This is a genomic window from Sandaracinaceae bacterium (genome assembly GCA_016706685.1).
Lineage (GTDB): Bacteria > Myxococcota_A > Polyangia > Polyangiales > Houyiibacteriaceae > JADJJE01.
In genome coordinates this window covers 372716-392315 of sequence record JADJJE010000004.1, presented here as the reverse complement: position 1 = coordinate 392315, position 19600 = coordinate 372716, and the positions used below count along the sequence as shown (strand labels likewise).

At 69.7% G+C, this 19600-nt stretch carries 18 protein-coding genes; 11 read left to right on the top strand and 7 right to left on the bottom strand.

Annotated features, from left to right (window positions below):
• The first annotated feature begins 385 nt into the window (after nt 1-385).
• From IPI43_09485 to IPI43_09475, 3 genes are read left to right on the top strand one after another with little or no spacing between them, the layout of a single operon-like run.
• Nucleotides 386-1318 carry a hypothetical protein gene (locus IPI43_09485; GenBank protein MBK7774361.1) on the top strand — a complete coding sequence of 311 codons (933 nt, stop codon included), beginning with the start codon at nt 386-388 and terminating at the stop codon, nt 1316-1318.
• On the top strand, nt 1315-2139 hold the full coding sequence (locus IPI43_09480) for a hypothetical protein (protein MBK7774360.1): 825 nt from the start codon (nt 1315-1317) through the stop codon (nt 2137-2139). Before IPI43_09485 ends, IPI43_09480 begins: the two co-directional genes overlap by 4 nt.
• Nucleotides 2132-3502 (top strand): MFS transporter, encoded by a 1371-nt coding sequence (locus IPI43_09475; protein ID MBK7774359.1) that lies wholly within the window; start codon nt 2132-2134, stop codon nt 3500-3502. The genes IPI43_09480 and IPI43_09475 overlap by 8 nt, the downstream gene beginning before the upstream one ends.
• Nucleotides 3503-3523: 21 nt before the next feature.
• Here IPI43_09475 and IPI43_09470 read toward each other — a convergent pair whose 3' ends face one another.
• A complete protein-coding gene (locus IPI43_09470) occupies nt 3524-4189 on the bottom strand; it encodes a hypothetical protein (GenBank protein MBK7774358.1) in 666 nt (221 codons plus the stop codon).
• A 255-nt stretch (nt 4190-4444) separates the two neighbouring features.
• Between IPI43_09470 and IPI43_09465 the strand changes: the two genes are divergently transcribed.
• On the top strand, nt 4445-4768 hold the full coding sequence (locus IPI43_09465; protein ID MBK7774357.1) for a hypothetical protein: 324 nt from the start codon (nt 4445-4447) through the stop codon (nt 4766-4768).
• A 10-nt stretch (nt 4769-4778) separates the two neighbouring features.
• Here IPI43_09465 and IPI43_09460 read toward each other — a convergent pair whose 3' ends face one another.
• On the bottom strand, nt 4779-5705 hold the full coding sequence (locus IPI43_09460; protein MBK7774356.1) for a DUF3829 domain-containing protein: 927 nt from the start codon (nt 5703-5705) through the stop codon (nt 4779-4781).
• A gap of 228 nt (nt 5706-5933) precedes the next feature.
• Here IPI43_09460 and IPI43_09455 point away from each other — a divergent pair, with 228 nt between their 5' ends.
• Together IPI43_09455 and IPI43_09450 are read left to right on the top strand one after the other, a co-directional pair.
• A complete protein-coding gene (locus tag IPI43_09455; GenBank protein MBK7774355.1) occupies nt 5934-7241 on the top strand; it encodes a proprotein convertase P-domain-containing protein in 1308 nt (435 codons plus the stop codon).
• A gap of 52 nt (nt 7242-7293) precedes the next feature.
• Nucleotides 7294-7881: a DNA-3-methyladenine glycosylase I gene (locus IPI43_09450; protein ID MBK7774354.1), complete on the top strand. Its 588-nt coding sequence runs from the start codon at nt 7294-7296 to the stop codon at nt 7879-7881.
• Nucleotides 7882-7891: 10 nt separating this feature from the next.
• Here IPI43_09450 and IPI43_09445 read toward each other — a convergent pair whose 3' ends face one another.
• From IPI43_09445 to IPI43_09435, 3 genes are read right to left on the bottom strand one after another with little or no spacing between them, the layout of a single operon-like run.
• Nucleotides 7892-9574 carry a formate--tetrahydrofolate ligase gene (locus IPI43_09445; protein MBK7774353.1) on the bottom strand — a complete coding sequence of 561 codons (1683 nt, stop codon included), beginning with the start codon at nt 9572-9574 and terminating at the stop codon, nt 7892-7894.
• A gap of 34 nt (nt 9575-9608) precedes the next feature.
• Complete coding sequence (locus tag IPI43_09440) at nt 9609-10763, bottom strand: flavin-dependent monooxygenase (protein MBK7774352.1); 1155 nt, start codon at nt 10761-10763, stop codon at nt 9609-9611.
• On the bottom strand, nt 10763-11149 hold the full coding sequence (locus IPI43_09435; protein MBK7774351.1) for a DUF393 domain-containing protein: 387 nt from the start codon (nt 11147-11149) through the stop codon (nt 10763-10765). The genes IPI43_09440 and IPI43_09435 overlap by 1 nt, the downstream gene beginning before the upstream one ends.
• 108 nt (nt 11150-11257) lie before the next feature.
• Between IPI43_09435 and IPI43_09430 the strand changes: the two genes are divergently transcribed.
• The 3 genes from IPI43_09430 (at nt 11258) to IPI43_09420 (ending at nt 14328) form a co-directional block, all read left to right on the top strand.
• The gene (locus tag IPI43_09430; protein MBK7774350.1) at nt 11258-12154 is read left to right on the top strand and encodes a MerR family transcriptional regulator; all 897 of its coding nucleotides are present in this window, start codon (nt 11258-11260) and stop codon (nt 12152-12154) included.
• Between the two features lie 34 nt (nt 12155-12188).
• Nucleotides 12189-12680, top strand: coding sequence for a pyridoxamine 5'-phosphate oxidase family protein (locus tag IPI43_09425; protein ID MBK7774349.1), 492 nt, complete (start codon nt 12189-12191; stop codon nt 12678-12680).
• Between the two features lie 70 nt (nt 12681-12750).
• Nucleotides 12751-14328: a hypothetical protein gene (locus IPI43_09420; GenBank protein ID MBK7774348.1), complete on the top strand. Its 1578-nt coding sequence runs from the start codon at nt 12751-12753 to the stop codon at nt 14326-14328.
• Between the two features lie 2 nt (nt 14329-14330).
• Here the strand turns inward: IPI43_09420 and IPI43_09415 are convergent, their stop codons facing one another.
• The gene (locus IPI43_09415) at nt 14331-15521 is read right to left on the bottom strand and encodes a beta-lactamase family protein (GenBank protein ID MBK7774347.1); all 1191 of its coding nucleotides are present in this window, start codon (nt 15519-15521) and stop codon (nt 14331-14333) included.
• An 81-nt stretch (nt 15522-15602) separates the two neighbouring features.
• On the bottom strand, nt 15603-16838 hold the full coding sequence (locus IPI43_09410) for a beta-lactamase family protein (GenBank protein MBK7774346.1): 1236 nt from the start codon (nt 16836-16838) through the stop codon (nt 15603-15605).
• Between the two features lie 65 nt (nt 16839-16903).
• Here IPI43_09410 and IPI43_09405 point away from each other — a divergent pair, with 65 nt between their 5' ends.
• Both IPI43_09405 and IPI43_09400 read left to right on the top strand, forming a co-directional pair.
• Nucleotides 16904-17770 carry an NAD(P)-dependent oxidoreductase gene (locus tag IPI43_09405; protein ID MBK7774345.1) on the top strand — a complete coding sequence of 289 codons (867 nt, stop codon included), beginning with the start codon at nt 16904-16906 and terminating at the stop codon, nt 17768-17770.
• Nucleotides 17771-17828: 58 nt separating this feature from the next.
• Nucleotides 17829-19580, top strand: coding sequence for an amidohydrolase family protein (locus IPI43_09400; GenBank protein MBK7774344.1), 1752 nt, complete (start codon nt 17829-17831; stop codon nt 19578-19580).
• Nucleotides 19581-19600: the final 20 nt, after the last annotated feature.

The window sequence follows — 19600 nt, the reverse complement described above, 5'->3', positions numbered from 1 at the left end:
GCCGCGTTGAAGCGTCACGCCACCCTGCTGGCGGTGGACCTCGCCGTGTGTGACGACGAGACGCTGGCGACGCACCTGCGAGAGGTGGACGCCCACACCGAGGCGATGGTGGGGTTGCACCACAAGTACACCATCCCGTGCATCCTCCCCGTGGGGGACCTGATGGCCCACGTGGCCGACTGGACGGGCGAGTCGCCCAGCTCGATTCTCGAGATGCTGCGCGGCTCGACGCCCATCTCCCGGGGCATCTTGGCGGAGGAGCTCACGGCGCTGGCCAGCGCCGTGCGAGGCGATGCCCGAGCGCGCGAGCTGCTGACCTCGAGCGACGCCGCGGGCGCCATCGCCGAGCTGTGTGCTGCCCGGCGACGTAGGGAGCGCCGCCCGCGTGTTCTTCGATGCCATCGCGCATCGCGCGGTCGGCTACGAGATCTCGTCGAAGTCGGCGGGCGAGATGCCCGAGATGCTGCTGGGCGCTGTGCGGGCCACCGTCAGTGGCGTGGCCAATGACGAGCGCGGAAATTCGGCATCGAGGATTCAGGCCATCCGCAAGAAGGTGCCGGCTGCCCACCACGGCACGTTCGACGAGATGCTCGAGGAGGCCCGCGTCATCAACCGGCTGCGCGACGAGCGTGGCATCTACGCTGACGGGTTCGCCATTGGGATTGCCCGCCGCGCGCTGCTCGAGACGGGCCGGCGCCTCACGGCGCGTGGGTTGCTCGCGCATCCCGAGCACGCGGTGGACCTCGAGGTGGACGAGGCCGTCGCGTTGCTGCTCGGCCGCCCTGGCCCGTCCGCAGACGAAGTGGCTGCGCGCGTGACGTGGCGCACCACCAAGACGGTGGCCGACATCCCGGCCGACCTCGGGGGCATGCCCGGGCCACCGCCCGATCCGAACCTGCTCCCGGCCCCGGCTCGTCGGGCCGCCAGGGCCGTGGACGCCGTGCTGTCCAACCTGTTTCGCGACGCCGAGACCACGTCCACGGCCACCGTGATCCGCGGGCTGTCGGTGAACGAGGGCGTGTACGAGGGCACCGCGCGGCTGATCGAGGACGCGTCGCAGTTCGAGCGTCTGCAGAAAGGCGACGTGTTGGTCACGCGCGCGACGGCGCCGTACTTCAACGTGGTGTTGCCGCTGCTGGGGGCCATCGTCACGGACCGCGGGGGGCAGCTGTGCCACGCCGCCATCGTGTCGCGCGAGTACGGCATCCCCGGTGTGGTGGGCACCAAGGAGGCCACGCGCCTCATCCCGGATGGGGCGCGCGTGCGCGTGGATGGCACCAAGGGTGAGGTCGTGGTGCTGTCGGCGGTGGGCTCGTGACCGGCCCCCTCACGCTCGCACAGCATGTGCCGCTGCGCGACGCCCTCGACGAGTCCCGCTTCGGCGGCAAGGCGTCACAGTGTGCGCGCGCCATCCGTGAGGGGCTGCCGGTGCCGGATGGCTTCGCGCTCGCCTGCGACACCACCGGAGGCCTCGAAGGGGGCCCGGCCCGCGACGCGCTCGCACGGATGTTGGACACGCTGGGAGGCCTGGTGGCGGTGCGCTCGAGCGCCGTGGGCGAAGACTCCGCCACGGCCAGCTTCGCGGGGCAGCACGCCACGGTCCTGGGCGTGACCTCGGTGGATGGTCTCGTCGAGGCGCTCGCGGAGGTGTACGCCTCGGCCGCGACGAGCTCGGCGGTGGCCTACCGCACCAAGCTGGGCCTGCCCCTCGCGCCCAGCATGGGGGTGGTGGTGCAGCGCCTCATCCAGGCCGATGCCGCAGGCGTGCTCTTCAGCCGCGACCCCATCAGCGGCGACGACGTGCGCGTCATCGAGGCCTCCTGGGGCCTCGGCGAGGCCGTGGTCCAGGGGCTGGTGACGCCCGACCGCTTCCGCGTGGCGCGCGGCGGGACCGTCCTCTCACGAGACCCGGGCGACAAAGACCTGATGATCACGTGGGCGGCCGACGGCGGCACGCAGGAGCGCCCCGTCACGGGTTCCCGCGTGAGCGACCTCTGCCTGAGCGACGCCACGCTCGCGGCGCTGGACGCGCTGTGCACGCGGTGCGAAAGCGTGTTCGGTGGTAGCCAAGACCTCGAGTTCGCCATCTACGGCGACACCGTCCACCTCCTCCAGCGACGCGCCATCACGCGTGGGTGAGGACAGGGAGTTCCCGCGGCGGCTCGTGGCGGCGCTGGTCATGTCGTCCATGCTCACCCCGCTCAACAGCACCATGCTGAGCGTGGTGCTGGGGCCCATCGGTCGCGAGTTCCGGCAGCCCGACGGCATGCTCACGCACGTGCTGGTCACCAGCTACTTGATCACCAGCATCGTGATGCAGGCGCCGGCCGGCAAGCTGGGTGACCGGCTGGGCCACCGCACCACGCTGGCCTACGGACAGGTCGCTTTCCTGCTGGGCTCCGTGGCCGCCTTCTTCGCCCCCACGTTCGCCCTGCTGGGTCTGGCCCGCGTGATCATGGCCACCGGCGGAGCGCTCATCGTGCCCAGCGCCACGGCCCTGCTGCGCATCGAGCTGCCCCCACAGAAGCGCGGTCAGGCGTTCGGGGCCTTTGGCGCGGCCATGGCCCTGTCCGCGGCGCTAGGTCCCGTCATCGGCGGGTTCATCACGGCCAATGTCTCTTGGCGCGCCACGTTCTTGGTCAACCTGCTGGTGCTGCCCATCGCCGCGCAGCTGGCCCGTTCACCTCGCGCGAACGGAAGCGATCCCAAGCCCACGCTGCGCGGCTTTCGGTTCGACGGAGTGGGCTCGCTGCTGCTCGGTGCGTCGCTCGCGGCCATCGTGGTGGGCACGCGCTTGGACGGCGTGTTGCGCGTCGTCACCATGGGTGGAGGTGTCGCGCTGGGCGTGGCGTTCGGGCTGTGGGAGCAGCGCCACCCGGAGCCCGTGGTGGACCTGCACTTGCTCACCCGGAAGGTCTTCGTGGCGGGGGGGCTGATCGTGGCGCTGCACAACCTGGCCATGTACGCGCTGCTCTTCGAGCTCCCCAGCGCGCTCGACAAGGTGCTGGGCCTCGGCACGCAGCACTCCGGCCCGCTGCTGGGCGCGCTCATGGTGTCCATGGTCATCGCGTCGCCCATCGCCGGCCGCCTCTCCGACCGCTTGGGCGCACGGCTGGTCGCGGTCACCGGCTGCAGCGTCGCGCTCGCTGGCATCGGATCCCTGGTGTTCGTCCCGCTCGAGACCGCCCGCTCGGCCATCCCTGGGCTGGTGCTGCTGGGCCTCGGCATCGGCTTGTCGTCGTCACCCGCACAGGCCTCGGCCATGAGCGCCATCCCCGCCGAGCAGAGCGGCGTGGGTGCGGCGCTGCTCGCCACGCTGCGCTACCTCGGGGGCATCGCCGGCATCATCGTCCTCGGCTTCGTCTGGAGCGGCAGCCCCCTGCCGGACATCGCGCTCGTCGAGCACCAGCGCACCCTGCACTACTTCACGGTGTCGCTCGTGTTGGCGCTGGGCTGCGCCATGGTGCTGCCGAAGCACGTGCCGACGCAGAGCGCGCGCTAGCGCGGTCATCCGCGGCAGTCCTCAGCTCAGATCGGGGACCACGTCCCCAGCCGCCAGTTGGATGACCTGTCCAGCTCCCGGATCCGCAAGGGACACATGCTCACGGAGCGCGGGGCACTCGAGATCGGGGTCCCCGACCGCGCTCTCCATGCAAGCGGTGAGGGCATCAATCTCGCTCTGGGTGTACTCGCGGATATCGATCACGTGCACACCCGCCGCGACAGGACCGTTCAAGAGTCGTGCAGCCCACGAGTTCGGTGCTGCGACTTCACTCAGTTCCACCAACATGGCGCTCGGGGCGCTGGCGACGACAGCGGCTGTCTCGAGGTTCGAGGCCCCCGCTGCGTCGGCGACCACGAGCCACGCAAAGCTCAGCGTGCCGGACTCGCCAACGAGCGAGAGGTCCATGCGATGCGCAGGCGGTGACGCGAGTCCCACCAGGGACAGTGGGAAAGTCTCGGCCCCCTCTGGCCACGTTCCCACGACGACAGGTTCCCCGGCAGCGCCGCCGCTGTCGCTCCAGTGCAGCACCACCAGTTGTCCACCCACGTCGACTCCTGGTGCCTCCAGCACCCAGCCCGGGCCTGATGCGTCCAGCGCAGCGTCCGTGGGTGACGTTTCCCCCTCGCCTCCGCAACCCCAGACGCCGAGGGCCGCGACCAAGAACCATGACGGCTTCGTTCCCATCGGTGCTCCTTGCATCCGGCCACCCTATCACGCTCGATTCGTGGCGTGTGCAGACGGAATTGCTTCACGCAGCCGCGCAGCACTGGCTAGTGTACGTGCGTGCACGACGCCGGCGCGGAGGTAGTGGAGTCGGTATGGCGGCGGCCGGCCCCCACGCGATGCGTGGCCCTACTCGTTGCGAGCGTCTGCGCCCTGAACTCGGTGGCTGTCGCCCCCGCGTCCGCGCAAGAGCCGGTTGGAAGTGGGTTCCTGGCGTTGACCGAGCCCGAGTTCCTCGCCCGCGATGCCGAACTTCAACAGCGCCGGAGACGCTACGCGCTGGTGGGGGTCTCTGGCGTAGGGCTGGCCGCGGCGATGTTCGGCCTGTTCGCCCTCCTCGCGAACAAGAGCGAGACGGTCCATGTGCCTGGCGCTGAAGCCCCGTTGATGATCATGCTCGGCTCCGGCTTGGTGGCAGTGGTTGCCTTCCTCGGGGTGGGTGCCATCGGACGTCAGCGGCGTCAGCTGCAACGGGCCGGCTTCGACGATCCCGTCGCGCCGCCTGCGCCGCTTCATGTCACTTGGTCTTTCGATTTCTGAGCGCCGCGCGTCAGTGCACCTGGTCGCTGTAGCGCACGCTGTTCGCGGCCTGGATCGCGGCGGTGAACGCGCGCTGCAGCTCACCCATGCGGCGCTCGCGGTCGTTCGGCCGGGCGCTCGGGTTTCGCAGCGCGGCCACCAGGTTGCGCGTGGTCTCGGCCAGCGTCTCGAGGCTGCGCAGGAACCCCAGGTATTGCCCTTCGTAGAGGTCGGAGTGGATCTCGCGCGGAGCCGACTCGGCGCGCGGCTTGATCTCGGCCACCCCGGTGGCGATGGCCTCCCCCGTTCGGGCCAGCGCATCCACGTCCAGCGTGGGGGCGCTGAGCACGTCGCGCATGGTCTCCACCTCGTTCATCAAGCTCAGCTGGTAGAAGCGGAAGTTGCGCCCGTGGGTGCGCTCGGTCTGCTGGAGCGCGGTGACACGGCGGGCGCGGTTCTCGGTGTCGATGAAGACCAGCAGCTCGGCGTCCGCTGCGAAGTAGGCCTGGAAGGCCGCCATGAGCTGGCGGTGGTAGACGTTGCCCTGAGCGCACTGGTCGGTGGTGTAGACGCGCCGGCCGTAGTAGTCGAAGGCAGCGTTCCACGCGGGCACCTGAATGGCGGCGGCGTCCAGCATGGCGGTCACCAAGCGGTCTTGGGGGAGGCGCGGCGCGCGGCGCAGGCGGCGGCGGTACCCGTCGATGGCCCCGGTGCTGTCGGCCGTGTGGTACATGTCGCCGCCCGGCTGGCGCTCGAGCGTGCAGGGGTTCTCGGGGTCCAACCCGGCCAGCGTGGGCACGTAGTTGTCGTGGTTGGCCCGCATGCGCGTGGTGAACATGTTGTGGACCTCGATGTAGAGGTCCAGCTTGTCGCTCCGCGCATCGGCCAGGGCGTGGCCCGAGGGGAGCAGGAGCGTGACGGCTGCGACGGCGGCGAGCATGGCGGTGGCGGTCTTCATGGCGCGCACAAGCTATCCGATGCCGCAGAGCCGAGCCAGAGGGACCCGGCCCCCGCGTGGCCCCCCGTGTTTGCGGGAGCGTGCCCAAGAAGGGACCCGTGCTCTACTCGGGGCCGGAGGTTCCAAACCGGAATGAGCACGATGAAGTCGAGTCTAGTTATGGCAGTGGTGGCGATGGTGGCAGCGGGTTGCGGCGGCGGCGGCCCCGGGGGTCGAAACGACTCTGGAATGAACCCCGACGGCAGCCCCGACGACGGGGGGCCTGTGGAACTCTGCGGCAACGGGCAGCTGGACGAGGGGGAGCCCTGTGACGGCGACCTCCTGGATAGCGCCTCGTGCGAGTCGCTCGGCTATACCGGTGGCAGCATCAGCTGCCTGGCAGACTGTCGCGGCCGGAACGAGACCGAGTGCACGGTGGACCCCGTCATGCAGGGCACCACGCCCGCCTCGCCCGTGGCCATCACGGACAACGGGTACGACGGAACGATCGCGTCGATGACGTGCCTCGACGTGGTGATCCCCGAGGGCACGCGCGGCTACGTGAACAACACGGCGTTCAGCGTGCAGCTGACCATGGACCACACCTTCGTGGGCGACCTGGTGCTCAAGCTGGTGGCGCCCTCCGGGCACGTCAGCACGCTGATGCATCGCCCCGGGTTGACCTCACCCATGGACAATGGGGATCTGTCCGGGGGCAACGGAGCCGACCTGGTGTCCACGCACCCCGTCACGTTCGCCCGCGGCATCGGCGGGTTCATGTCCGAAGCGCTCGGCACCAACCTGACCGCCGCGCAGGCTCCCTGCCGCGACAACATCTACTGCAACTACGTCGGGGTCTCGACGGTGGGCCCCGACGAGATTCAGCGCGAACCCGTGGCGGGCACCTGGCGCGTGTGCGTGGGCGACGCTGCCAGCGGTGACACTGGGACCGTCACCTCGGTGGCGCTGGACCTGGGCGCGACGACCGTCCCGGAAGACAGGTCCGAGGGTGGCGAGGTGCTCATGACCGCCATCGCAGACGGCGCGTTCGACGGGACCGTGGCCTCCATGACCTGCCGACCGTTCGACTTCACCGACCTGGACTCGGCGCTCGATGTCCTGAGCTTCGATGTGCAGTTCGGTGTCACTCATCCGAACGTGGGCGACCTGGTCTTCGCGCTGGTGGACCCGGCGGGCGAGCCGCACGCGCTGGCCGTCCGGCCCGGGATGAACGAAGGGGCCGATGGCAGCGGCTCGGGCGTGGGTGCGGTCGCCAACCTGACCACCAGCCCCCGAGTGGCGATTCATGTGGGTGGCCTCGTGGCCTACCCCAGCGCAGAGACGATGGGCGAGGGCATCGCCACGGAAGACATCGTGTGCGCGCCGGACTCGAGCTGCGTGTTCAGCAGCAACTCCGGCGCGCTGCCTTGGGCGTCGGCGGAGACGCTGCTCGGTGGTCCGGCCAGCGGCAGCTACCAGGTGTGCGTGGGCGATGCGCGCGAAGGCGACATGGGCACCTTCGACTACGCCGTTCACTCCATCCAGCTGCAGCCGTGACCCATGACGGGCGGGCCTCGACGGCTCGCCCACGTGGTGCGACGCTCGGCGCATGAGTGACCCGAGTGAGCTGCACTGCGGCTGGGCCCCTGCGACCGACGCGCTCTATCGCGGCTACCACGACACCGAGTGGGGCGTGCCGGAGCGCGACTCGCGGGCCCTCTGGGAGAAGTTCCAACTGGATGGTTTCCAGGCCGGGCTCTCCTGGATCACCATCCTCCGTAAGCGCGAGTCCATGCGCGCCGAGTTCGAGGGCTTTCGCCCCGAGGTGATCGCGCGCTGGGACGAGGCCCGCATCAAAAAGGCCCTCGAGAACCCGGGCATCATCCGCAGCCCGGCCAAGATCCGCGCCTCCATCGGGAACGCGCAGGCGTACCTGGCGCTGCGCGACGCGGGTACCTCGTTCTCGGACTACGTGTGGGGCTTCGTGGACGGCACGCCCATCGACCACCGGCTGAACCGCTGGCGTGACGCGCCCACCAAGACAGAGCTCTCGGAGCGCATGGCCAAGGACATGAAGCGGCGCGGCTTCAAGTTCTGCGGGCCCACCATCGTCTACGCGTGCATGCAGGCGGTGGGCATGGTGAACGACCACGAGGTGCGCTGCCCGCGCCACGCCGAGGTGGCTCGCGCCCGCTAGGGGAAGGGTCTCAGCGCAGGCCCACGATGACGCCGTCCTGCACGTCCACCTGCTCTGCCAGGGGGCGCCGCGGCAGGCCCGGCATGCGCACGATGTCCCCCGTGAGCACCACGATGAAGCCTGCACCGGAGTTCACGCGCAGCCCGCGCACGGTCAGCGTGAAGTCGCGTGGGCGCCCGCGCCGCGTAGGGTCGTCCGACAGCGAATTCTGCGTCTTGGCGATGCACACCGGCAGCCCCGCGTGGCCCAAGCGCTCGATGTCGCGCAGCTCGCGCTCGGCCGCCTTGGTGAGCACCACCGCCGACGCGCCGTACATCTCCTGAGCCACGCGGCGGATCTTCTCGGGAACGGGCTCGTCCAGGTCGTAGAGCACCACCGGCTCGGGCCTGGTGCTCCCGCCGCACGCGTCGATCACCGCTCGCGCGAGCTCGAGCGCGCCCTCGCCGCCGTGCTCGAAGTGGTCGGACACCGCGAAGGTGGCGCCCAGCTCCGTACAGCGCGCGCGCACCACGCCGATCTCGCGGTCGTCGTCGGCCCCGAACCGATTCAGCGCCACCACCACCGGCAGCCCGAAGCGCCGCGCGCTCTCGATGTGCTTGTCCAGGTTGGGCAGGCCCGCGAGGACGGCCTCGGGGCTCACCTCTGCGGCCTTCGCGAGGTCCTGACCGCCGTGCATCTTGAGCGCGCGGATGGTGGTGACCAGCACCACGCCATCGGGCGCGAGGCCACCGGTGCGGCACTTGATGTCGAGGAACTTCTCGGCGCCCAGGTCGAAGCCGAAGCCCGCCTCCGTGAACGTCCACTCGGCCAGATGCATGGCGAGGCGCGTGCCCACCAATGAGCTGCAGCCGTGCGCGATGTTGGCGAACGGACCTCCGTGCAAGATCACCGGGGTACCTCCCACGGCCTGCACCAGGTTCGGGTCGAGCGCGTCGCGCAGCAGCGCCAACATGGCGCCAGCAGCCCCGAGCTCTCGCGCGTACACCGGCTCGCCCGCGTGCGTGAAGGCCACCAGGATGCGCTCGAGGCGCGCGCGCAGGTCGGCCATGTCGCGCGCCAGGCACAGGATGGCCATCACCTCGCTCGCGGCCGTGATGTCGAAGGACGTCTCGCGCGGGACGCCCTGCCCCACCCCACCCAGCCCGACCACGACATGGCGCAGCGCGCGGTCGTTGAGGTCCAACACGCGCGGCCACACCACGCGGCCGGGGTCGATGCCCAGCGCGTTCCCGAAGTGCAGGTGGTTGTCGATCAGCGACGCCAACAGGTTGTGCGCCGACGTGATGGCGTGGAAGTCCCCGGTGAAGTGCAGGTTGATGCGGTCCGCCGGGATCAACTGGGCACGGCCTCCGCCGGTGGCGCCGCCCTTGAGCCCGAGGCTCGGTCCCATGCTGGGCTCGCGCAGCGCCAGGCACACGCTGTGGCCGAGCGCAGTGAAGGCCTGCCCGAGCCCGATGGACGTGGTGGTTTTGCCCTCGCCGGCGGGCGTTGGCGTGATGGCGCTCACCAGCACCAGCTTGCGGCGCGTCTCGCCCAGCGGGGACTCGCGCTCGAGCGCCCGCAGGCTCACTTTCGCCATCTCGCGCCCATACGAAACCAGGTCGTCCGGGTGGACGCCGAGGCTGGCAGCGATGTGGGAGATGGGCTGGGCGGTGTGCTCGCGCGCGAGGTCGGGGACGGTCGTGGGGGGCATGGGCCAGCAGTCTACGCAGCCCGCGGGCCGCCCGTCAGATGAAGAAGTCCGCGTTCTTGTGGCCGAACTGGATGCCGCCCAGGTTCGCGGCCGGTTTCTCTATCTGATTGGCGTGGTGCGCGCGGATGGCGTGCGTGTCCTGGAAGAAGCGGTTGATGGGGTCTCGCTCGAAGATCCCGGCCCGCCCGTAGGCCTCGGTGAGGCGATCCACCACGCTCACCGCGGCGGTCACGGCGGCGGCAGCGTCATGTCGGAAGTGCGCGCGACGCGGCACGGGGATGCTGGTCTCGGCCTCGAGGTGGCCGGTCATCTCGTCGAAGTTGCGCTCCAGCACCCAGAGCTCGCGGTCCAAGATGGCGGCGCAGTCTTCCACCAGGCGCTCTGCCGCGGCATCCCCCGCGCGCTCCTTGGCAAAGTGCTCGAGCGCACCGAGCGCGGCGCCCAGCGCAGGCGTGGACACGCAGCGCGTGTGGATTTGCCCGAAGGGAAAGCGGTACGCGGAGCGCTCGTTCACCTCGTTGCCCGGGCTCTTGCCGCGGAAGCCGTCCGAGAACTTGTGCGTGCGCCGCTCGGGCACGAACGCGTCCTTCACCACGATGTCCTTGCTGCCCGACGCGCGCAGCCCCGTCACGTACCAGGTGTCCACGATCTCGTAGTCGCTCTTGGGGAGCAAAAATGTGCGCATGTCGGGCGGCGAGCCCTCCGCCACCGGCGCGAAGCTGCCCAGCATGATCCACTCGCAGTGATCGCAGCCGCTCGAGAACGACCAACGCCCGCTGATGCGGTAGCCGCCGTCCACGGCCACCACCTTGCCCACCGGCATGTACGAAGACGCGATCCACGGGTGGTGCCCCTGCCCCCAGATCTCGTCCTGCGTCTCGAGGGGGAACAGCGCCAACTGCCAGGTGTGCACGCTGAGCACGCCGAACACCCAGGCGCTCGACGGGCAGGCGCGCCCCAGCTCCAGCTGCATGTCGAAGATGACGCGCGGGCTGAGCTCGTAGCCGCCGTAGCGCTTGGGCACCACAGCCAGGTTCAAGCCGCTGGCCTCGAAGTCGCGCATGGTCTCGTCCGGCACACGCCGCAGGGCGATGGCCTGGTCCGTGCGCTCCAGCAGCCACGGCCGCAGCGCGCGGGCCCGCTGTACGAGGGTGTCTTCGGTGATGATGGCGTCACTGTTCGGGCTCATCAGGTGGCCTCTCCCACGGCGCACACGCCGTCGTTGCAGCGCCCCGTGAGGCGCAGTCGGTTCTTGGCGAAGACCCGGTAGCCCAGGTCCAACAGCTGCTTGATGCCGGGCGCACGCGTGATCGCGACCAGTGGCCCGAGGCCCACCGCCGCGTACAGCTGGCGGAACACCTCGACCCCCTCGAACCACTGGCTCCCACGTCGGGCGTGGATGCGGTCCATCAGCGTCGCGTAGTCCACGTCGGTGGGGGGCTGGAACCCGACCTCGGCGATGTCCGTGAACAGGATGCGGGCGTGGCGGTCCAGGCGCCGCAGCATGCGCACCTCGCGCAGGCACAGGGGGCACTCGCCATCGAAGAAGAGCTCCAGGCGCTCCACTGCGTGCATCGGTCTTGGCGAAGTTTTCATAGACACATCCTAGACAAAGAACCGGGAAAGCGCAAGACTCCCCCTGCTGATCACCGTTTGCCGAAGTCCTCCGATATGGTCCGCAAGATGAATTCCGAGAGCTCCCACCGGGTTGGGATGGTCGCCAAGCTGACCGGCCTGACCACCCACACGCTGCGAACGTGGGAGCGGCGCTATGGGGCGGTGGTGCCCGGACGAACCGACGCGGGCGGGCGTCTCTACACCAGCGAGGACGTGCAGCGGCTGCGTTTGCTGCGCGACCTCGTGGACGCCGGGCACGCCATCGGCACGGTGGCCACCCTCTCGGATCGCGATCTCGCGCGCCTCTCTGCCACTTCCGAGCGCAGCGTGACCGAGTCGGAGACCCAGACGCAGAGCTCGCCTGTGGAGGCGTTCCTCGACGCGGTGGCGCGCTTGGACGTAGGCGCAGCCGAAGGCGTCATGGCGCGTGCAGCCGTCGCCATGGCTCCCGAGCGCTTCCTGATCGACATGGTGTCCCCGGCGCTGCGCGAGGTGGGAGCGCGCTGGGAGCGAAAGGAATTCCGCATCGCGCACGAGCGGGTGGCGACGGGGGCCGCTCGCGGGCTGCTGTTCAGCCTGGCTCGGCTCTATCCGCCGCGTGAGCAGCAAGGCGCCGTCGTGGTGGCCGCGCCCCGCGGTGAACGCCACGAAGTGGGAGCGCTGATGGTGGCCATGCTCGCCGCGCTGCGCGGCTTCGCGGTGGTGTACATGGGCGCCGACGTGCCGGAGAACGAGATCGCCTACGTGGCGGAGGTGCGCAACGCCGAGCTCGTGCTGCTGTCCGTCATCAACCTCTCGCGAGCCGAGGTGCGGCAAGTGGCGCGCTCGCTCTCGGCCGTAGTCCCCGCCGCCACCCGCATCATCATGGGCGGCGCGGCCTCCATTTCAGTCGAAGGCACGCGCGTCGAGCAGCTGCCGGGCCTCGCCGATCTCGACGTCTTGCTTCGCTCCATAGCCCCCTGAGTGCCCGCCCAACCACCACGCCCGGAGGACCATCATGACCACGTTTCATTGCCCCGTTCGAGGCCCCTACTCCGACGCACGCGTCGCGGACTTCATGGACGGCACCATCGTGCCCATGCGGCTGGCCGTGCAGACTTCTGGGGGCTTCCCCGTGCTGCTCTCGCTGTGGTTCGTACGCCACGAGGGCACGCTGGTGGCGGCCGTCCACCGAGACGCCAAGATCGTTCGGCGCCTCGAGGAGAACCCGCGCTGCGCGTTCGAGATCGCGCTCAACACGCCGCCCTACCGTGGCGTTCGCGGACAGGCCACCGTGCGGGTGGACGAGACGCGCGGCGGTGACGTGCTCGAGCAGCTGCTGCTGCGCTACCTCGGCAGCGTGGACTCGCACCTGGCGCGCTGGCTGCTGTCGCGGCGCAGCGAAGAGCTGGCGCTGGTGCTCGACCCGGTGCGCATCGAGAGCTGGGACTACAGCGCGCGCATGAGCGACGCTGGGGCGGGGACGGGCTCGGGCAGCTTGCATCACTGACCCTTCAGTCAGGAATATCGCCTCAAAACCGCCACTCATACGGTGGAACGTCCGTTATAGTGACAGCGTTATGCGCGTCACCCGCCTCGCTCTGGTTGCCCTCCTGCTTCTCGTTGGTGCACCGTCGCTCGCTGCGGCGCAGATCACGCAGCCCGACGGCAACGTGTATCCCGTGGACTCGGACAACGGGGAGACACAGCTCTTCACACTGTTCACCACTCGCGGTGAGGCGGTGGACTGGGTGAACGACGCGAGCGAGCAGCCGAACACGTTCTCGCCGCTGTGCGACTTCACGGCGACGCTCTTGCTCAAGGAGTCGAGCTCCACGCTGAACGTGGGCTGGTACAACGTGACCGGGACTCAGCCCACCCCCGCGCAAATCTATCCCATCTTTCCAGGGGACCTGACCGACGCGTCCGTGGGCGTGACCATCACGGGGCAGGCCATCCGCGAGAACGCCAACTACGCGGGCGGCCTGATTGGCTTCGCGCTCATTCGCGACAACGCCCCCGACTATTACTTCACGGAGCGCCAGTACAACCCGTTGTGCAACGCGGGTGACTGTGACGACCCGCCGCCCGCCTACAACGGTCGCTGGATCATGAGCCTGAGCTACCAGTCTTCCCTGACCCCCAACGCGTTCTACGTGGCCTTCGAAGACGGCAACGCGCAGAGCGACGGGTGGGACAACGACGGCGACTACAACGACTACGTCTTCTTCTTCACGGGCATCACCTGCTCGGGCGCCGGGGAGGCGTGCAACGTCCCGCTGGCTACGGGCATCTGTGCGCAAGGCCTCACGCAGTGCGACGGCGCGGACCTGATCTGCATCCCGGTCAATGTCTCCGGCCCCGAGGAGTGCGACGGACTCGACAACAACTGCGACGGCATGGTGGACAATGGCAACCTCTGCCCCAGCGGCGAGGTGTGCGTGAACGGTGGGTGCGTCGGCCGGTGCGAGGAGTTCGGCTGCGCCAACCCCGCGCTCACCTGCGACAGCGAGACGGGCGAGTGCTACGAGGCGGCGTGCGTGAACGTGACCTGCCCGTCCGGCGAGGTCTGCCGCGAGGGCGAATGCGTCGGTCCGTGCGCGGGCATCGTCTGCCCGGGTGAGCAGGTGTGCCGCGTGGGTGCCTGCGTGGACGCGTGCGCGAACGTGGTGTGCGGCGCCATGAAGGTGTGCTCGGGCGGCATCTGCGTGGACACGTGCACGTGTTCGGGCTGCGGCAGCATGCTCAGCTGCGAAGAGTCCTCGGGCTCGTGCGTGGACCCCGACTGCGTGAACGTGGACTGCGCTGCGGGCCTCTTCTGCAGTCCCACCACGGGCCAGTGCGTGGACGCCTGCACCGGCGCGGTCTGCCCCGACGGTGAGATGTGCACCATGGGCGTGTGCGTGGACATCCCGCCGGTCAACGGTGGTGATGGCGGCGTGAACCCCGACGGCGGCGGCAACAACGGCGACGGTGGCAGCAACGGGGGTGACGGTGGCAGCAACGACGGCGGCGGTGACGACGCTGGCGGACGCCCGCGCCCCGGCGTGAGCAGCGGCTGCGGCTGCCGCGTCCCGGCCCCTGGTCAGGACATGCCGCTGGGCCTGGCCCTCGCGGTCTTCGCCCTGCCCTTCATCCTGCGCCGGCGCCGCCGCTGAGATCAATCGGCCGCGTCGAAGATGGCGTCCAGGATTGGCTTGGTCGCGATGCGCGCGTAGGCGCCGTCCTCGGCGTCGGCCTCGATCAGGATCATGACCCCGTACCCGCGCTCCACGTCAAGCCAGGGCATGGCCCCGTAGGCGCCGCCGTCGGACACCACGCCGGGCTCCGAGCGGCTCACCCACCAGCCCATGCCGTAGCCCGGCATGGTGGGGTCGATGCTGGTGCCGTTGTACTCCGCGAGGATGCGGTCCTCTTGCATGCGGGCCACCGAGCGGCGGCTGAGCACGCGCTCTCCGCTGCTGCACACGCCTTGTCGCAGGTGCATGAGCAGGACCTCACCGTAGTCGGCCACGGTGGTGTAGCCGCCGCCCTCGATGCTGGGGTTGCGTGTGAACGGCAGCACCGAGATGTCGCCGTCGAAGAAGGTGGGGTAGCCCAGCGCCGCGTCCACGCCACCGTCGGCAAACGCCTGCGCGAACTGGTTGGTGTAGGCCAGCGTCTCGAGGCCGCAGGGGTCCACGTAGGTCTCCTGCACCAGCTCCGCCCACGACTTGCCGCTGGCTAGCTCTGCGATGGCACCCGCCAGCTGCCACTGCCCGCCGCCATAGCGGAACTGCGTGTCGGGCGGCACCAGGTCATCGGCGTCATCCGCCTGGTAGATGTTCCGCCCGCACGACTGCAGGGTGCCGAGGAACGCGTACTGACACAGGTAGTCGGGGTACGTGGGATCATCCACGAGCCCCACCATGCCGGAGGAGTTGGAGAGCATCTGCGCCAGCGTCATGGAGCGGTCGCCCTCCCAGCCCATCACCGTATCGGAGGCGACTGGCGCATAGGTCGAGATGGGCGCGTCGATGTCCAGCACGCCCTCGTCGTGGAGCCGCATGATGACGCCCACCGAGAGGATCTTGCTCGCGGACGCCAGCAGCGAGATGCGGTCGAGCGTGAACGACCCGAAGGCGCGCTGGTGCACCACGCCCCAGTCCCGGTGGACGATGACCACGTTCGCGCCCTCGAGCTCGTTCTCGAGGAGGAAGGCCTCGAGCGCGGTGTCGAAGGCGCTGAAGTCGAGCTCGGGGGCAGGCCCCGTGCCCTCACCGCACGAGGCAGCCGGGACGAGCGCGAGCACGGATACGAGAGTCAGCAGACTCCACGTGGAGGGAAGCGCGAGGAAGCGACGGAGAGGCATCGGGGGGAAGCTCCAAGTGCGCATCGCCAAGGTGGCGAGCGTTTGGCGCATCGTGCCAGAAGCGGCCCACGGGGGCGAACCTCAGCGCCGCGGGCCCACGCACTCGTACACCGCGTGGCACAGCGCGAGCGCGCGCGGCGAGCGGATCATGTGGTCCATCTTGTTCATGGCGTAGCCGATGGAGACGCGCGCGACGGGGTCGGCCCACGCCAGCGCGCCCCCCGCGCCACTGTGACCGAAGCTCTCGGTGTTGGGCGAGAACACGGCGGTGCCCTCCTTCAGGAACCCCTGGCTCCAGCCGATGGGCTTGTTCAGGACGCGGTCGCGCTCGGACCAGCCCTGCCGACGCATCACAGGCTCGATGGTCTCTGCGCGCACCAGCTGCACGCCGTCCAGCTCGCCGCCGTTGGCCAGCGCCGCGAACACCCGGCACAGGCCGCGTCCGTTCGCGATGCCGTTGCCCCACGGCAGCTCCATGGCGTGCACTCGGCGGGTGTTGAAGTTGTGGATGCCGGCCGGGCCCAGCTCGCGTGGGTAGGCGAAGGCGCGGGCGGCATCGCCCCCGCTCATGACGCTGCGGTAGACGCGCCCCTCGGTGCCCTGCGAAGCGGCTGCCTTCGGGATGATGCGCAGCAGCCGCTCGCGCGTGGTCACGGGGTAGTTGGTGGCGACGCGCGTCTCGTACTCCACCGGCAAGCCCAGGAAGGCGTCGGCGCCCAGGGGCTTCGTGACCTCGCGTCGCAGGAAGGTGCCAATGGACTCGCCCGCGATGCGGCGGAACAGCACGTCGGCGTAGAGCCCGTAGGTGACCGCGTGGTAGCCCTGATCCTGGCCCGGCGTCCAACGCGGCGACTGGCGCTCCAGCAGCGCGGTCACCTGCTCCGGGCGCTGCTCGATGTCGTCCAACGTCACGGGGCCGTCGAGCCCGTGCAGGCCAGCGCGGTGGTTGAGCAGGGTGCGCACCGTGATGCGTTCTTTCCCGTGCGTCCCGAAGCCCGGCCAATAGCGCGCCACCGGAGCGTCGTAGTCCAGCTGCCCGCGGTCGTTCAGCATCAGGAACGCGAGCGCCACCAGCGCCTTGGTGCACGAGAACACCGTGGTCAGCGTGTCGGCCTGCCACGGGCGCTGCCGCTCCACGTCGGCCATGCCGCCCCACAGGTCCACCACCAGCTCGCCGGCGTGCCACACCGCGAGGCTCGCGCCCCACTCGTCTCCCGAGGCGAAGCCCGCAGCGAATGCATCGCGCACCCGCGTCCAGCGCGGGTCGTGGTGGCCGTGGATCGTGACGGGAGGGGCGGCAGCGAGTGGTCGAGGCATCCGGTGCCAAGATATCACGCAAGACCGTTGTGGTAGCCCGAGAGCAGAGGGCATCCTCCCGCACCATGTACGCACGCGCATTTCTCGGGACCGGGCTCTTGGGCACCGGCATGGCAGAGGGCGCCCTCGGGCGCGGCGACACGGTGAGCGTGTGGAACCGCACCCTCGAACGCGCAGCGGGGCTGGCCCAGCACGGGGCAACGCTGGCTCCCACGCCTGCGGAGGCCGTGGTGGGGGCCGATGTGGTGCACCTGGTGCTGACCAACGACGCAGCCGTGGACGGCGTGCTGGCGCAGCTCGAGACCAGCCTCACGGACTTGGTGCGCCGCGGCGTGCCGCTGCTGGACCACTCCACTACGTCGCCGGCAGGCACGGCGGCCCGGGCGGCTCAGCTCTGGGAACGGGGAGTTACCTACCTGCATGCGCCCGTGTTCATGTCCCCCAACGCGGCGCGCGCGGCGCAGGGCACCGTGATCGTGGCAGGTCCGAGGGCGGGCTTCGATGCTCACGAAGCCAAGCTCGCGCCCATGTGCGCGATGCTTCGTCACGTGGGCGAGCGCGCCGACCTGGCGGCCATCATGAAGCTGATCGGCAACGCCATGAACCTGAGCATGCTCAACGGGCTGGCGGACATCCTGACCATGGCGCGGGGCCTCGATGTCACGCCGGAGCAGGCGCTCGCGGTCTTCGGGATCATCGACGTACGCTTCGTCATCGACGGGCGGGGGCGCGCGATGGCGGCCGGCCAGTATGACCCGCTCTGGACGGTGGACGTGGCGCGCAAGGACGTGGCCTTGATGCTGGGTTGCGCTCCCGGGGAATCCTTCGGCGCGCTCGCGGCCGTCGACCACGCCCTCGACGCGTTGCAGCAGGCCGGTGCGGGCGAGCTGGACGTGGCGGTGTTGGGCCGAAGACACCCCTCGATGGGATGATTGACATAAATGGCACCGAGTGCCACCGTATCGGACCGACGGACCCAGGAGCGCCACGATGAGCACGTACGACCTCAAGATCACCGGTGGAACCATTGTCGACGGCACCGGCGGTGCCCGCTACACCGGCGATGTGGGCATCAAGGACGGAGTCATCGTGGCGGTGGGGCGCTGCGATGGCTCTGCACAGGAAACGCTGGCCGCCGATGGGGCGCTGGTGACGCCCGGCTTCACCGACCTGCACACGCACTACGACGGTCAGGTCAGCTGGGATCCGGACATGACCCCATCGTCGCTGCACGGCGTGACCACCGCCATCATGGGCAACTGTGGTGTGGGCTTCGCGCCCGTGCGGCTCTCGGATCACACGCGCCTGATCGAGCTCATGGAGGGTGTTGAGGACATCCCGGGCGCTGCGCTGGCCGAGGGCATCCCGTGGGGCTGGGAGACGTTCCCCGAGTACATGGACCGCATCGACTTCCCGCACACCATCGACTTCTGCGCGCAGGTGACGCACGACGCGCTGCGCGTCTACGTGATGGGCGAGCGCGGCGTGGCGAACTCCATCGCCACGAGCGACGACATCGGGGCCATGCGCGACTTGGTGCGCGCCGCCGTGAAGGCCGGGGCCGTGGGCTTCAGCACGGGCCGCAGTGACAACCACCGCTCCATCCGCGGCGAAGAGACGCCCGCGTCCGAGGCGCGCATCGAAGAGCTGGTGGGCATCGCCGAGGGCCTCAAGGGCTTGAGCCATGGCGTGCTGCAGGGCGTGAGCGACTTCGACATGGCCAAGAGCCCCGAGCTGTTCGACGGCGAGTTCGACCTGCTGGAGCGCATGGCCGAGGCGTCGGGTCGTCCGCTGAGCCTCTCCCTGATCCAGCGCGACCACGAGCCTGGCCAGTGGCGCCGCGTGCTCAAGCGCGTGGAGGCCGCCGTTCAACGTGGGCTCGACATGAAGGTGCAGGTCGGCGCGCGCGGCATTGGCCTGATGCTCGGGCTGCAGGCCACGTTCCACCCGTTCATCGGGTTCCCTTCGTACAAGAAGATCTCGCAGCTGCCGCTCGAGGAGCAGGTGCGCATCATGCGTGATCCGGCCTTCAAGGCGCAGCTGCTCACCGAGAAGAACGAGCCCCTCTCCGGTGACGGCAGCGCCATCCCGCCGCTCGCGGACCACCTGCTGGCGCGCATCGACATGATCGCGCTGCGCCTCTTCAAGCTGGGCGAGCAGCCCAACTACGAGCCCGACCCGAATACGTGCCTCTATGTGGAGGGACGCAAGAGTGGCCGCGGCACGCTGGACGTCATCTACGACGCGCTGCTCGAGCAAGAGGGCCGCGCCCTGCTCTACTTCCCGCTCTACAACTACATCGAGCGCAACCTGAACCAGGTGCACGAGATGCTGCAGCACCCGCTGGCCCTGCCCGGCCTGAGCGATGGTGGCGCGCACGTGGGCACGGTCTGCGACGCGAGCTTCCCCACATTCATGCTCACGCACTGGGCGCGCGACCGGAAGGACGGCCTGCCGCTCGAGAAGGTCATCAAGATGCAGTGCCACGACACCGCGCGCTTCGTGGGCCTGCGCGACCGAGGGCTGGTGGCCGTGGGACAGCGGGCCGACCTGAACGTCATCGACCACGCGCGTTTGGCGCTCGAGCACCCGCGCATCCAGGCGGACCTGCCTGCCGGTGGCCGGCGCCTGATGCAGGGCGCCACCGGCTACATCGCCACGCTGGTGCGCGGTGAGATGATCGCCCGCGAGGGGAAGCTCACGGGCGCACGCCCAGGGCGCCTGGCACGCGTGACCGCCTGAGCGGCTGAACAGGGGCGGGG

Excerpts from the sequence above, each read along its gene's own strand:
- IPI43_09415 (MBK7774347.1), bottom strand. The coding sequence starts at position 15,521 with ATGCCTCTCCGTCGCTTCCTCGCGCTTCCCTCCACGTGGAGTCTGCTG.
- IPI43_09440 (MBK7774352.1), bottom strand. The coding sequence starts at position 10,763 with ATGAGCCCGAACAGTGACGCCATCATCACCGAAGACACCCTCGTACAG.
- IPI43_09445 (MBK7774353.1), bottom strand. The coding sequence starts at position 9,574 with ATGCCCCCCACGACCGTCCCCGACCTCGCGCGCGAGCACACCGCCCAG.
- IPI43_09455 (MBK7774355.1), top strand. The coding sequence starts at position 5,934 with ATGAACCCCGACGGCAGCCCCGACGACGGGGGGCCTGTGGAACTCTGC.
- IPI43_09400 (MBK7774344.1), top strand. The coding sequence starts at position 17,829 with ATGAGCACGTACGACCTCAAGATCACCGGTGGAACCATTGTCGACGGC.
- IPI43_09460 (MBK7774356.1), bottom strand. The coding sequence starts at position 5,705 with ATGAAGACCGCCACCGCCATGCTCGCCGCCGTCGCAGCCGTCACGCTC.
- IPI43_09435 (MBK7774351.1), bottom strand. The coding sequence starts at position 11,149 with ATGCACGCAGTGGAGCGCCTGGAGCTCTTCTTCGATGGCGAGTGCCCC.
- IPI43_09425 (MBK7774349.1), top strand. The coding sequence starts at position 12,189 with ATGACCACGTTTCATTGCCCCGTTCGAGGCCCCTACTCCGACGCACGC.
- IPI43_09470 (MBK7774358.1), bottom strand. The coding sequence starts at position 4,189 with ATGGGAACGAAGCCGTCATGGTTCTTGGTCGCGGCCCTCGGCGTCTGG.
- IPI43_09410 (MBK7774346.1), bottom strand. The coding sequence starts at position 16,838 with ATGCCTCGACCACTCGCTGCCGCCCCTCCCGTCACGATCCACGGCCAC.
- IPI43_09405 (MBK7774345.1), top strand. The coding sequence starts at position 16,904 with ATGTACGCACGCGCATTTCTCGGGACCGGGCTCTTGGGCACCGGCATG.
- IPI43_09430 (MBK7774350.1), top strand. The coding sequence starts at position 11,258 with ATGAATTCCGAGAGCTCCCACCGGGTTGGGATGGTCGCCAAGCTGACC.
- IPI43_09450 (MBK7774354.1), top strand. The coding sequence starts at position 7,294 with ATGAGTGACCCGAGTGAGCTGCACTGCGGCTGGGCCCCTGCGACCGAC.
- IPI43_09420 (MBK7774348.1), top strand. The coding sequence starts at position 12,751 with ATGCGCGTCACCCGCCTCGCTCTGGTTGCCCTCCTGCTTCTCGTTGGT.